The sequence below is a fragment of the Thiocapsa sp. genome (assembly GCF_018399035.1).
Taxonomy (GTDB): domain Bacteria; phylum Pseudomonadota; class Gammaproteobacteria; order Chromatiales; family Chromatiaceae; genus Thiocapsa.
The window spans coordinates 659,286-672,898 of sequence record NZ_CP073760.1; the positions used below are offsets into that span (position 1 = coordinate 659,286).

General features: G+C 62.2%; 8 protein-coding genes and 1 pseudogene. 3 read left to right on the top strand and 6 right to left on the bottom strand.

The features are described from left to right. Positions 1-779: 779 nt before the first annotated feature. Positions 780-2,987 (top strand): AAA family ATPase, encoded by a 2,208-nt coding sequence (locus KFB96_RS03060; RefSeq protein ID WP_213458901.1) that lies wholly within the window; start codon positions 780-782, stop codon positions 2,985-2,987. Next, entirely contained in the window at positions 2,987-3,844 is an 858-nt protein-coding gene (locus KFB96_RS03065) for a DUF3226 domain-containing protein (protein WP_213458902.1), read from the top strand. The genes KFB96_RS03060 and KFB96_RS03065 overlap by 1 nt, the downstream gene beginning before the upstream one ends. Positions 3,845-5,351: 1,507 nt before the next feature. On the opposite strand, the pseudogene KFB96_RS03070 reads toward KFB96_RS03065, so the two are convergent. Together KFB96_RS03070 and KFB96_RS03075 are read right to left on the bottom strand one after the other, a co-directional pair. Continuing rightward, a pseudogene (locus tag KFB96_RS03070) lies at positions 5,352-6,032 on the bottom strand (ATP-dependent RecD-like DNA helicase); the annotation flags it as partial. Between the two features lie 102 nt (positions 6,033-6,134). Continuing rightward, positions 6,135-6,587 carry a hypothetical protein gene (locus KFB96_RS03075; protein WP_213458903.1) on the bottom strand — a complete coding sequence of 151 codons (453 nt, stop codon included), beginning with the start codon at positions 6,585-6,587 and terminating at the stop codon, positions 6,135-6,137. Between the two features lie 122 nt (positions 6,588-6,709). Here KFB96_RS03075 and KFB96_RS03080 point away from each other — a divergent pair, with 122 nt between their 5' ends. Continuing rightward, positions 6,710-7,102: a lysozyme inhibitor LprI family protein gene (locus KFB96_RS03080; protein ID WP_300971256.1), complete on the top strand. Its 393-nt coding sequence runs from the start codon at positions 6,710-6,712 to the stop codon at positions 7,100-7,102. Positions 7,103-7,314: 212 nt separating this feature from the next. Here KFB96_RS03080 and KFB96_RS03085 read toward each other — a convergent pair whose 3' ends face one another. From KFB96_RS03085 to KFB96_RS03100, 4 genes are read right to left on the bottom strand one after another with little or no spacing between them, the layout of a single operon-like run. Further along, a complete protein-coding gene (locus KFB96_RS03085; RefSeq protein WP_213458904.1) occupies positions 7,315-8,037 on the bottom strand; it encodes a hypothetical protein in 723 nt (240 codons plus the stop codon). Further along, positions 8,034-10,028 (bottom strand): BREX-3 system phosphatase PglZ, encoded by a 1,995-nt coding sequence (pglZ, locus tag KFB96_RS03090; RefSeq protein ID WP_213458905.1) that lies wholly within the window; start codon positions 10,026-10,028, stop codon positions 8,034-8,036. The genes KFB96_RS03085 and pglZ overlap by 4 nt, the downstream gene beginning before the upstream one ends. Beyond that, a complete protein-coding gene (locus KFB96_RS03095) occupies positions 10,025-12,955 on the bottom strand; it encodes a DEAD/DEAH box helicase (protein WP_300971257.1) in 2,931 nt (976 codons plus the stop codon). Before KFB96_RS03095 ends, pglZ begins: the two co-directional genes overlap by 4 nt. Positions 12,956-12,957: 2 nt before the next feature. After that, positions 12,958-13,611, bottom strand: a complete 654-nt coding sequence (locus KFB96_RS03100) for a DUF4276 family protein (RefSeq protein WP_213458906.1) — start codon at positions 13,609-13,611, stop codon at positions 12,958-12,960. Positions 13,612-13,613: the final 2 nt, after the last annotated feature.

Genomic DNA, 13,613 nt, shown 5'->3' on the forward strand with positions numbered 1-13,613 from the left:
GTGGCAGGGCTGGCCAGTCCCCATAACAGGAATCACCCGGCGTTGTGGATCACCCGTTCGGTCGGGGCCAACTCAACCCCTGCGTGGCAAGATTGAACAGACCTAGCGGGTGCTGGTCATCCCGTTCAAGCGCGCGGGAACTCATGAGGCGGAGTACCTCGACTACTGAAGCAATGCTCAGTGACGCCGCCGCCGATATAGATGCGCTGCGCCGGGCCGGACCTCGTCCTCTAGGGCGTCCAGCCGGAGGTCTTCCCCGTAGTGTCCTTCGACGGCACGCTGCAGCGGGGCACGGTCGCGTTCCAAGAGGGACTCGCAGCGGTTGCCCCGTCGCCTCGTGCGAACCAGGTGTGACGGCGCGGGCGAGATGCGCACGGTGCCGATCGAAGCGAACCCGCCGGCCTGACACCGGGGCCGCCTCGTCCGGATTGGCCGAACCGAGCACACATGCCGGATCGGAAACCGGGTGTTGGACCCGATCTCGAGTGCACGAAGGGATCCAGCTAGCTGGTGTGTGCGCGAGTGGTGCAGAGCGGCATGCGCTTTAAGCGGATAGTTCGGTATCGATGTACCATCGTTGGTCGTAGCATGCGGGTGGTTTTCTCTAAGGGAACGGGACACGGAGACCACGACCTTGTCGTGACCGGACCAGTCAAGCTCGGCAGGCGACCCGGCATACCGAGCCTTCAGACAAACTATGTGCACGTCGAACAGCAGTTAGTTGCCTGTTAGCGGTGTATTCAGCTACTCGGCTTCTGCAGGCTAACCGGAGAACATGCATGAGCAACATTTCCGCTCCTGAGATAGGTCCTGCGGAAACCCGTGGCAGGCGACTCAGTCTTTCGATCGCGAGCCTGTACCTCGATCCAAACAACTATCGTTTCATCGACCACGAGGATTATCGAAAGGTCGAAGAACCAGAGCTTATTAACGATGAGGTTCAGCGCCGTACACGCCGATTCCTTATCGGCCAGAACGGCGATCAAGTCGCCGACCTCGTCGCAAGTTTTACGCAAAACGGCTGGCTCGATGTCGAGCCGATTCATGTGCGCAAGCTCGCAGAGCGAAAATATCTCGTCGTTGAGGGCAACCGCCGGGTCGCTACGCTGAAGTACCTCCAATCCAGATGGAACGACTCTACCGGCCATCTTGGGAACCTAAGTTCAGCGATATTCAGCGCCGTGCCTTGCATCCTTTATGAGGATACAGACGAAATACACCAGCTAGTCGTGATGGGACTCCATCACATCAGTGGCAAGCGACGCTGGCCTGCGGTCAACCAGGCGCGATTGATGATGCGTTTACGAGACGAATTTGGAAAAGAGCCGGACGAGATTTGCCGATCGCTCGGAGTAAGCAAACGTGAACTTAATCTGTCCATCAGAACACTCGCGCTCAGCGATGCCTATCGAGCAAGTGATTACGGCGATCAGTTCTCGTCGGACATGTTCAATCTTTTCCGCGAGGTTTTGAAGGCACCATCGCTTCGAACGTGGCTCGACTGGGACCAGGAGGGAGAACGGTCGAAGAACCAGTCCAATTTGGAGAGGCTGTTCTCATGGCTATCGCGTGAGCCTGAAAATGACGAAGACGAGGAGTGCAACGCCGAGGCCGCATCACACACTGGGGAGCCGGTGATCACAACGGGCGGTCAGATCCGCGAACTCGCCAAGATTATCGAGGATAACGAGGCGGTAAAGCGCCTCGAAGAGACCCGGAGCCTTCAAGCCGCGAGCCTATCAAGCGATCTTCTCGTCAAGAACGAGATCGATGGTGCATTAGAGCGGTGCAACCAAGACGTAAGCAGGCTATTCCAACTCGCCCCGCGCATGTCATCAAGCGAACTCGACCGCGTGGACGCAATGACGGCACGTATGGAGGCAATTGCACTTGCGAAGAAGAGAAAGCCATCGACGAGCGGCTCTGAGAGGGCATGGCCGGTTTACACTGATGTAGCTGCGAGCCACTTCAGATCCATCGAAGTAGAGAATTACCGTGCTATTTCAGGACTAAAGCTTGATGGTTTGGGTCGCGTAAACCTTCTCGTGGGCGTTAACAACGCTGGTAAGACGAGCGTATTGGAATCCGTGTACTTGCTGGCCCATCAGGTGGATCCTCGGGCGGTGCTCGAGGTTCTTCGGCGGCGCAGTCGGGTCGACCCGGATTCAGAGCCGTCGTGGACAGTAAACCAGTTGCCTGTCGCTGCGGCCTTAAAAGGCGAATACGATACAAGAGCAGACAACGTGGTGGCGCTCCGTCTAGCGGCGTTGGAAGATCCCGAGGATACGGACGAAGATTGGGCAACCTACCTCCGAACGTTGGTCATGACGTCTTCATATGCCGGCCGTGAGCAGCGATCGGTCACGGATTTTTTCGTCGGTCGGACACGCCGGACGCGCATCAACGGCGAAGCCCGTTGGCTGTGCCCGGCCCTCTTACATTCACCTTTTTCACTTTCCGATCCCGCAAGCCTGGTCCGTTGCAACGAGGCCAGCATTCGCGCTAAATCGAAGGAGCGTGTGCTAACATTCATCCAGGTGCACCTTGATTCAGGAATCCAAGACATTGCGCTCGCAGACCAATATAGCCGCTTCCTCGTGACTCATAACGATTTAACCGAAGCAGTTGACTTGTCATTCTTCGGAGAAGGTCTTCAGCGAGTTTTTCAAATCGGTCTCTTATTCGCTGGAGCCCAGGGCGGGGTTGTGCTAATCGATGAATTCGAGAACGCCATTCATACGGGAGTGCTGATCGAGTTCACCAAGTTTGTTCAGCAACTCGCCGTCGATTTCGATGTTCAGGTGTTCATCACAACTCATAGCAAGGAGACGGTTGACGCTTTCCTTCTGAACCATTTCAGAACCGACGACGTAGTCGCATATTTACTGAAGCGCGAAACGGATCGTGAGTGCACGGCCGTTCGTTTTGCGGGCCCCGAACTGAAACGCGCCGTCGAAGTCGGCGACGTTGACCTTCGGAGACTGTGATGCGGTCTGTCATGATCTTCTGCGAGGGTAATCACGACGTAGTGTTCACTGCAAGAAGCCTCGGGGTCCTGCAAGGTGCTGAGTGGATTGGAAAACCAATTAGGGATCTGCCGTCGCCCTTTGGCCAGGTTCCCGATCCCGCGAATCCAAGGCAACCTAAACTGAAGAGCCTAATCGCACAACGATACTCTGCCCGTTCCATTGATGAACTGCGCATCCAGGCAGCGGCGCATCCGCCTCTTCCCAGTTTCGAAGCTCTCTTGCGAGTTACCGCTGACGATACGCTTTTCGTGTTGGTGCGCTCCTCGGGTGATGGAGCGTCCGTAGCAGCGATTGAATTGCTGCGCGAGCTTCAGGCGTTGTTACTGCCAGCATTCAACACTGATGTTTCTCAGCTTGCGGCCGTATTTCTCTTTGACGCGGACGTTGCGGGAGTTGCGAGCCGCGAAGCAACCTTCGCGACAGACTATGCCGCTATTCTCGATGCGGCTGAGAGGCCGAGTCATGCTCAGTGGGTCAATGGCAAAGAATTTCCTGTGGGACTCTATGTCTTCCATGATAGGGCTTCCGGGACAGGCACTCTCGAAGATATCCTCGCTCCACTAGTTAAGAATGAGTGGACGGACCGATGGCATGCGGCAGAAAGCTATGTCTTTTTACACGAAGCCGCCGGAGATCCAGTGGCTATTAAGCCAGCCGAAAGGCAGAAGGCTCAGATATGTATCACCGGGCAGTTTCGGTGTCCCGGTGATCCGATGACGGAGGTAATCGGTAGGAACGGATTGCCGCAGGATCATTTCACGTGCTCTCAGTCGCAAGCCCTCGTAGATTTTCTGAATCGAGTTCCTTGGCCATGAAAACCCTCAGCCGTGTCAAGACCTTGCGTGAGGCTGCGTCTTCCATCGCGAAACACGTAACAAGCAAACGAGAGCGTAATATCGCGCAGCAATTTATGTGCGAACCATGCTAAGCCTTTCGGACACTGCTGCGACCAAACGTGACGGCGGATGAGTCAACGATGTGGGCTATGCGTACTGAGGTCATGACTTTTTAGTAGCTCCATCAAACTCGATTTTCCGCTCTCCGCGTCGTTCTATGGCCCGACTAGGATCGCGGATCAGGTGTTTTTCCATGAGCGGAAACTCGCCGTCTTTAACCCACTGACGGTTGTCTTCCATAGGTTGCAGTGCGATGAGGACTAGACGAGTTGGCGAATGAGATGGGCAAGGGTCATATCGATCACCACCACACACAACAGAAAATGATACGCGGAGGACGTACGCAACCGCGAGGAATTCTTTACCGCTTGGCTCGCGGTGCAGATGGCGGACTCGTGGACGCGCAAAGCCTGTCAAGTAACGCTCGGGGTGCGGGGTATTCGTGCATCGCTTGCGGTGCGCCTATGATACCGAAGCTCGGTGAAGAGAGGTCGAAACATTTCGCTCACGGCACTGGGAAGTCATGCTCGGGCGAGACGTACCTTCACCGCCTGGCCAAGGAGTGTTTCGCGGAAGGATTTAGGCGGCTGCGGGAGGAGGGTCGAGCCTGTCGGGTTATGTATCCAGCGAAGGCGTGTTGCCCCGTGTCGTCTTCTTCTTGCCCTGATGGGGAGTGGCCCGTGGATCTAGCGCGGTTTGACCAGTTGCAGATCGAGGGGCCGGTTCAAGGGTGTATCGCGGATGTGCTGCTAACGCAGTCATCAACAGGACGAGCTTTGGCCGTTGAGATCTGGGTGACGCATGAATGCGAGCAAGAGAAGGTCGCGAAAGGCTTCCCGATCTTGGAGGTGAAGATCGTGGATGAGGCGGGGGCTTTGTCTTTGGCGTCAGGGACGTTATCCGGGACCCAGTACCGGGTCCTGAACTTCCCGACACGTCGGCCGGTTGCGTCATATTCCTGCAGGGATTGCCAGGGTGTTGACCTGTTCGTCGTCCACCGGTCGGGGAAGCCTATTCTGATTTCTGGTTATCACGGTGAGCCTCTTGCGGGTTCGCCGGTATTCCAGCGGAGCATGGGGTTCCCTGCATACCGAGAGGTCGTTTTCGGAAGACGCTTCTTTGAAGGCTTGTGCTTGGCTTTGGAGGCAGGGGTCAAGGTTGTTTGGCGCCCGCCAAATAGGCGCGTTTGGGAAAATCTGTCAAGGTGGCTGGAATTTTTCCCAGATCCGGTCCGTGAAGAAAGGGTTCAGCAGCTCGAAACAGGGCTCGAAATCCAGATCCGGCAATTCACTGGCCGCGCGTCGGCGTCCTATCGCCGCTAGAATAGGGGTCGCTCGCCAGCCGAACTCCATTGGCAGCTACGGGTTGTGAGCGATCTGCCTGAACTGGGTCGCCGACTCTCCGCTCGCCGCGTTATGTGAAGGTCTCAAATCTCTAGCAACCGCTCCCGCAACCGCGTCAACCGCCCGGCCCCGGTCTGCTTCACCGCCATGGCGAGCGCCTTGGGTTGAGCAATCAGCACCACCAACCGCTTGCCGCGGGTCACGGCGGTGTAGAGCAGGTTGCGCTGCAGCAGGGTGTAATGCTGGGTCGCCAGCGGGATGACCACCGCCGGGTACTCCGAGCCCTGGGCCTTGTGCATGCTGGTGGCATAGGCGAGCGCGAGGGCGTCGAGCTCGCCGGTCTCGTAGGCGACGGGGCGCCCGTCGAAGTCGATGGTCAGAAGCCCTTCTTCGAGATCGATCGTGCGGATTCGCCCGATGTCGCCGTTGAAGACCTCCTTGTCGTAGTCGTTCACCAACTGTACGACCTTGTCGCCGGGGGCATAGGTCCAACCGAAGCGCTTGATGCGCGGTTGGGCCTCCGGGTTCAGCGCCGCCTGCAAGGCGACGTTGAGCGCGCGCGTTCCGAGACCGCCGCGGTTCATCGGGGTCAACACCTGGATGTCGCGCATCGGATCCAGGCCGAAGCGCGCCGGGATGCGCTCGGTCACCACCCGCAGGAGCCGCTCGTGCATCGCCTCAGGGGTGTCGACCCGAATCAGATGAAAGTCGCTGACCGGGCCGTCCGGGGCCGCCGGTTCGGGCAGGTGTCCGGCGTTGATGCGGAGGGGGCGCAAGAAGACGACGTCGCCGCAGGGCAGGGCGAGCTCCCCCGTTTTGTGCGGACCGCGACGACTCCGCCAGTGGTGGCCCGAAACACGGAGCGGTCAGCGTTCGACGAACGTCGTCCCGTTCCAACGCATCGGATTCGGGCTGCCGTCGTCGGACGTGAGCGCGATGACGGGCGGCTCGCCCGCACCGATGCTCGCCCCGTTCGCCATGACCTCGGTGTTGTGACTCAAGCGCCCGCCTTGGCGCACGTAGGGCACGACCAGGCAGGTGCGGATCCCGCAAAAGCCGCTGCGTCCCCCGGAGCGGCAGGCGAGTCCGTCATGGGAGATCAGCAGATCCGACGCGCCGTCGCCGGTCAGATCGCGCTCGACGATTGCGTCGGGTGCGAATTGCCCGGTACCCTCGGCACCGCAGCCCTCGGCGATCTGCGCCGCAATCAAGGATCGGGCGTCCGGGGATGCGGCGAGCACGGGCGGCAGCAGGAACGTCAGCAGGGCGCCGACGGCGAGACGAGCGGCGTAGCGGGACGGGTACGAGAAGGTCATCATGTCGGCTCCGAGGGCTCGGCTGGTGAAGGAACATCGGCCGGTCGGCGCGCGCCTTGTCGCGCCTCGTCGACACGCGGCGCTGCCTGCCGAATCCGAATCGCTTCCTTGCGGGAGAGTACTCGATGATACGACTGAACCTGTTTCTGTCCATGCTGTTGGCGGTTGCTGCGACTCAGGCGCAGACCCAACTCGATCTGAACCAGGGTGCCTGTGCCGAGCTGGACGCAGCCGATGCCGAGCTGAACCGCACCTACCAAGACATCCTCACGCGCTATCGCGGCGAGACGTTGTTTCTCGCCAAGCTCAAGACCGCGCAGCGTGCCTGGATCGCCTTTCGGGACGCCGAGCTGGAGGCGATCTATCCGGCCGCCGAAAAGCGAATCGAGTACGGTTCCATCTATCCCATGTGCCGGTGCACCGTGCTGGCCGATCTGACGACCCGACGCACCGCGCAGTTGAAGACGTGGCTGGATCCGGAGGAGGGCGATCCCTGCAGTGGCAGTCGCAGGCCCTAGCTCGCGTGGGAACGACTCATGCGCTGTCGCGCATCGGGCGGTGCGTGTCATCGGGTCCGGTGTCATCCCTGCTCGATCTCGACCCCAGTTTGATCCTGATCCAACGACGCCGATGCCCATGACTGCATCGACGGGCGGTCCGCGAGGAAGCTCTTTAGCAAGCTCGACGATTTGAAGCTCGGTCGGGCCGGTAGATCGCCGAGCGCACCGTGCTACCGGATTGCCACCAACGGCGCGTTACCGCTGTCGGCGCTCAACTCCAGGGTCGGGCTGATGGAGATCATGAACGGGAGGGAGCCCTCCAGTCGGAACGGATACAGCGCGGTCGCCGCTTGCAGTGCAGCCACGGGCAAGGCTCTGCCGGCATACCGAATCGCGCCTTCGATCAGCCAAGTGACCAGTGTCTCGTCGCGGATCATCAACGGCTCGCGCCGAACGATGCGGCGACCCTCGTCGGTGCGCACGATGCCGGCCCAGCTGGCCTGCGTCTGAATCACCCGGTTGGTGGCACGATAGGCGGTCTCGCGCTCGCCGTAGGTCTCCGCCATGCGGCGCTGGACCTCGATGGTCGTGCAGTCGCCTTGAATGGCCGAGAGCCGCCCGATCACTTCCGCCACCTTGCCGAAGAAGGGGTAGGCCGTGATCGCCATCCCCCAGCAGAGTGCCGGGAGCGCGGCATCGGATGTCGCGCGCGCGATGGCGGCCCCGCGGTCGGCGAAGTCGCTGAGCTCGGGCCGTGGCTCCAGCCACAAGCCTTTCAGAACACTGCGGCTCTTCTTCCGGGACGCCGCGCCTGGCTCCGCCGACTGGAGCATGGCGTCCAGGGTTTCCAAGCTGTCTTGACCGTTGCGCACCCGCAGCGCGCATTGCGCCCAATCGAGCGGAACGAATCGATCGAAGCCGATTTGGGGCGGGATGTTCGGACGCTTGCTCAACGGGTGCGACTCACCTTGACGAAGGGGACAATCAGCTCCTCGACTGCAAGGCCGCCATGAGCCACCAGCCGCTCGTCCTTCGGCACGAAGGCCGTGCGGCCGCCCGCGAAGAGCGGGAGGAAGTCCGGCGGCAGCGCCGGGGTCGCCAGGCTTGCCGTGCCGGGAAACGCCTGAGCCGATGCGGTGCGCAGCGCCTCGGTTCGATACACCCGAACCCGCTCGCCGGCCATATCGACGATCACGCCTTCTTGGGGTCGACCGATTCCGACGGCCGCGACATTGCCGTGATCGGCAGTGACATAGACCTGGAAACCGGCATCGAGCAAGCCCGTGAACAGCCGATCGGCAAAGCCGGTGTCGCACCAGTCACGGATCTGGCCCGCGACGCTGGCCTTGCCGAGGAAAGCGCCATGGGCCATCTTGTCGACGGTATCGACGACGATCCCGGCGACCTTCACCGCAGAGTCGGCGAGCGCTTCGAGCAAGGCGTCGAGCTGGGCGTTCTCGCGGATGCTCTTGCGATAGATCACGGCGGACGCCGGCAAGCCCTCATCCTTCCAGAAGCGCTCCCAGAGTTGCGGCTCGCGGCCGGTGGTCTCGATCGAATCGGCCAGCTCTCGCGGCTGCATCCCGGCAAACAGTGCTTGCCGGGACACCGAGGTCAGGGTCGGCAGCCAGGCAAAGCAGGCGCCTTCGTCGAACGCCAGCCTCGGGGCACGCTCGGCGAGTCGTTCTCGGATCTCGATCCAATCGTCGATCGCCAGGCCATCGAACACCAGCAACGCGAGCTTGGTTTCACCCGCACTACGGCGCAAGGCAAGAAAACGCGGCACATGATGCACCATGACCGGTGCACCCGCGACCGGCAGCGACGGCAGATTCCAGTAATGTGCATCGAGCCATGACAGCAGGCTGGCGTCGGCCTCCCGTTGCACGCGCTCAAGCAGGTCCCGGAGCGGCTCGGCGTATCCGGCGCCAAGCCGACGGAACCGCACCAGGATCTCCCCGAGTCGCTTGGCGAAGGCACCCCAATCCCGATGTGTCGCCGCCATCGTCGGCAGGCCGTCCAGGAGGGCTTGCAGACCCTCGGCCACCAGCCGTTGCAGCGCCGCCGGATCCTTCAGGATGCCGACCGCCGCCCAGACCGGAAGGTCCGACGGGACATGTCCGACCAAGAGTGGATGGAGACTTCCGTCCAGAAACATCGACTCCACCAGCACCCGAATCTCCGGATGCGCGAACGGGATCTCGATCCGCACTGCGGGCCCGCGCGTCATGGTCTCCGCAATGCGGGAGCCCTGGATGCCGAGGCCCTGTAACTCGCTGGTCCAGGCGTCCTGGACGGTACGCAGCAGCAGCCCCGACGACGAGAAGAGTGCGCGAACGGGCAGTCCCGTGAACACCGGATTGGTGCTCAGGATGCTCTCGACATGCTCGGCCAAGACCTCGGGCAACGTGACATGCCGGCGATGAAGCCGCAGCAGCTCGCGCCAGAGGTCTTCCGAACGCTCGATCAGGTGCGGAGCCAGACGGAAGACGTGAAGGAGGATGAAGTCTTTGGTCGCCACCTCGCCCAAGGTCTGCGACGCATGCCGCGCCTGGGCGTCGAACAAGGTGGCCCGGTGCGTCGCATCGATCCGACGCACGACAGCGTAGCTCAAGCGCGGAAACAGATTCGCCAGGCTCAGAGCGGCGATGCGCGCTTGGCGCAGATAATCCCAGGGCAGATCGGCGCACTCGGCGGAGCGCCGATGCAGGACCAGCGCCGGGCGAGCGCCGGACTCGCCGCGGTCCCACGGCGTGCGATAGCGTTCTTCATAGTCGGTACGAAAGCCGATCGAATCGTCGAACGGCAGCACCTCGAACCCGCGCGACTGCAGCTCGGCGAGAATCTCCTCGTCGAGCAGCACGTCATCCGGATCCGCGGCGATCCAGAGCCGCGAGAGGTCGGGCGGAAACTCGCTCAGGATCCGCTCGCTCCATGCGCTCATCGGCGATCTCCCTGGCCTGTCCGGCCGGTGTGCTCCCGTGAACACCTCTCCGTCGAACCCATGTCCGAGGAACCCGGGACCGGCCCCACGCGCAGCAGCATCAGCGGCTCGAGCTCCGGAATGCTGGCCTCGGCATCATCGAGCGACGCCAACCGCAGCGCATGCTCCTGCTCCAATCGACGCCGACGGTAAGCGCGCACCTCCGGCAGTCCGATCCGGCCCAGCGCCTGCCAGCGCGAATCAAAGGCGTCGCGCGCACGCTCTCGTGCCTCTCGGATGCGTTGTTGATGGCTCTCCAGCAGGCCGGCGAAGATCTGCTCGCCTTGGCTCGTGGCCGCCTCACGGGACACTCCGAACGCCTGTTGCGCATCGCCGCCAACGTCGCACCCGAGCCCGACCACCCGGATCTCCTCGGTCAGCAAAAGATCCCAGATGCGTCGCGCGGTCGGCATGAAGGTCCGCCCCTGATCGTTGACGAACACCGGAAGAAAACGCTTGCGGCTGAAGTCTTCCGCGAACACTGCAATCTCCCACAGGGACCAGACCCCGGCCACGGTCTCCGGCAGGCCATCGATCCAGACCTGTGCCAGCGGCTGACCGACCACGTAGCGCGGCAACTCGCCGATCAGTGCGCGGGTGCGCGGATCCTCCAGCGTCAGCCACTGTGCCTCCGGATGATCCTGCGCGGTGCGCGCATCGAAGCACACCGGGCTCGATTCAGAGCCATCCAGCCAGCGCAAGCGCCAGAACGGACCCTCCCGCGTGGCATCGCCCCCTCGCGCCGAGAGCCCTGTCGTGATCGCGCGTTCCAGCCAGAATTGGGCCGGGTGGTCACGCCAGCGGCGCGCATCGTCCGCGGAGAACACCTGCCCTTCGGCCAGCACTGCGCTGTCCATGCGTGACTCCGCCATCTTGTCGCGGATCCGGTCGAGCGCGGCATCGCACTCCTGCTCGATGGTTGCCGGGTCCTGAATGCCGCTCAGGTACAGCGCGTCGAACAAGGGCTCGGTGTCGACCGAGTCCATCACGTCCGCGGCCTTGTCGACGCCGAGCTCCTTGGCGATCAACTCAAGCTTTTCCTCCAAGACCTGGCGCACGCGCAGCTCGACCGTGTCTTCGAGCACGAAGTTGGTCGCCCGCACGACATGCCGCTGGCCGATGCGATCGACCCGCCCGATGCGCTGCTCGACACGCATCGGATTCCATGGCATGTCGAAATTCACGATGACATGGCAAAACTGCAGGTTCAGCCCCTCGCCTCCGGCGTCGGTGGAGATCATCACCCGCGACTCCCCGGCGAAAGCACGCTGGGCACGGGCACGCTCATCCAGGTCCATCCCGCCGTTGATCAACGCGATCGAAAAGCCGCGCGTCTCCAGATAATCGGCCAGCATGCGCTGTGTCGGCACGAACTCGGTAAACACCAGCACCTTCAACAGCGGATCGCCTTCCTCCTGTTGCAGCGTGTAGATCAGCTCCAGCAACGCCTCGGCCTTGGCATCGGTGCCGGCGGCCTCGGTCTCGCGCGCCAAATCAAGCAAAACGCCGACCTCAGCCTGCTCCCGAGCCAAACCGCCCCGGCTCTCGCTCGCGGCCTGGATAGCGATATCCACCTGCGCCTGACCATCCAGCTCGGCCCAGTCGTCCACGCCGGGGCTGCCCTGATCCGGACCCTCGAGCAGCGAGGCTTGGACGGGTGTTTCCCGGAGCACGGCGAGTCGCTTTTCCAGGGTGGTCCGAATCGCCGCGGTGCTGGAGGTCACCAGGCGTTGCATCAGGATCATCAGAAAGCCCACGTGGCGCTGCTGGTTCGCCATCGCCTGGTTCCAGCCGTGCCGGACATAGTCGGTCACCGCATCGTACAGACGACGCTGCGCCTGGTGCCGTGGTTGCCAGGCGACCGCTTGGAGCCGCGTCATCCGCGGCCTGAACAGGGGCTGACCCTCGGCGTCGATGGCCTCACGCTTCTCGGTGCGGATCACGAACCGACGCACGCGCTCGCGGGTCACACTGCCTTCATCGGGAAAGGACTCGCGATCCAGGAGCTGCATCAGACGCAGAAAGTGATCGCTCTTCCCTTGGTGTGGCGTGGCGGAGAGCAGCAGCAGATAGGGCGCGGCCTCGGCCAATGCAGCGCCGAGCCGATAGCGCGCGACCCGGTCCGTGCTGCCGCCCAGCCGATGGGATTCGTCGACGATGACCAAGTCCCACGACGCCGCGACCAGATCCTCGAAACGCTCCCGGTTGTAGGTCGCCAACTGTTCAAGGCTCCAGCCGCGTCGCCCTTCGAGCGGTTTCACGGCATCCAAGGAGCAGATCACTTGATCGTGAGCGAGCCAGAGATTGTCGTCTTCTCCGGCGGCGCCGGCGCGCCAGGCCCGAAAGGCCGCAAGATCGGACGGCTCGATCAGCCGGAACGACTCGCCGAAATGCAGCCGCATCTCCGCCTGCCATTGCCGTACCAGCCCCTTGGGCGCGACCACCAGGATCCGCCGTGCCAGACCGCGCAGCTTCAATTCACGCAGGATCAGTCCAGCCTCCACGGTCTTGCCGAGACCGACCTCATCGGCAAGCAAGAAGCGGATCCGCCCGCCGCCGCTTCCTCCAATCGCCCGATTCAACGCGTGGAGTTGATGGGGCAGAGGCACGACGCTCGATTGCATCGGCGCCAACAGCAGGTTGTCTTCCAAGGCGTCGAGCAGCTTCGCGGCGGCCGCCGTGTGCAGGATCTGATTCACCGTCGGCTCGGCGGCATCCAGCAATCCGAGATCCTGCGAGCGAACGCGGATGACGGCGTCCTTGGTCGGCAACCACACCCGATAGGCGACATCGCCCCACATCTCCTGGCGATCCAGGATGCGGCAGGGTGTTGCCTGGCGGCTGTGCCAACACCAGTCGCCGATGCCCCAAGGCTGCCCGCGATCCATCGTCAGGTGATCTCCGCGATCAGGCTCCGCAACCCGTCGCGCAGCTTGCGGAAGCTCGGAGAGGTGTTGGTTTCGATATCCATGAATGGCCCGATCCGCTCGGCCCATTCATGCTTGATCTGACCCGGCAGCGGCCAGCCGGCCTTCTTGATCGCCATCCGACCCCCAGGGTAGATGGCATCCGCAAGCGTCTCCCAAGTCTCGCAAACACTGTCTTGGACATAGCCATCGAGCAGCTTGAGCTTGGCCTGAGGGTAGGCCTGTTCCAGAGCCGCCCGGTCGCCCAGATACCATGCCTCGACTTCCTCGATCGCCAAACGGAACAGCGTCCGCGGTGCCGGATCACATCGCGCAGCCAACGCCTTCAGCTCTTGAAGAAATGCAACGCAATCCCGGCGATCGCTGTCCACGACCACCACCACGGCGTCGATACCGGGTGTCTTGCCGTATCCGCACAGGATTCTCGGCAGCTGGTCCAACAGGATGCGCTTTGCCGGATCGGCGGAGGCTCTCAAGCCGGCCGGGATGCGGCCAATCCCCTTGTAGGTATGCGACCGCCAGGTATGCGGTTCGCCTTGAGGGCCAAGGATCTTCGGGAGCAGGCAAGCCAGCAGCCGCTCCCCCGAGCTGTCTTCCACCAGGATCTCGATGTGCATCC

Coding starts and splice junctions, on each gene's coding strand:
- KFB96_RS03075 (WP_213458903.1), bottom strand. CDS start 6,587: ATGATGACCTTCTCGTACCCGTCCCGCTACGCCGCTCGTCTCGCCGTC.
- KFB96_RS03095 (WP_300971257.1), bottom strand. CDS start 12,955: ATGGATCGCGGGCAGCCTTGGGGCATCGGCGACTGGTGTTGGCACAGC.
- KFB96_RS03080 (WP_300971256.1), top strand. CDS start 6,710: ATGATACGACTGAACCTGTTTCTGTCCATGCTGTTGGCGGTTGCTGCG.
- KFB96_RS03060 (WP_213458901.1), top strand. CDS start 780: ATGAGCAACATTTCCGCTCCTGAGATAGGTCCTGCGGAAACCCGTGGC.
- KFB96_RS03100 (WP_213458906.1), bottom strand. CDS start 13,611: ATGCACATCGAGATCCTGGTGGAAGACAGCTCGGGGGAGCGGCTGCTG.
- KFB96_RS03065 (WP_213458902.1), top strand. CDS start 2,987: ATGCGGTCTGTCATGATCTTCTGCGAGGGTAATCACGACGTAGTGTTC.
- pglZ (WP_213458905.1), bottom strand. CDS start 10,028: ATGAGCGCATGGAGCGAGCGGATCCTGAGCGAGTTTCCGCCCGACCTC.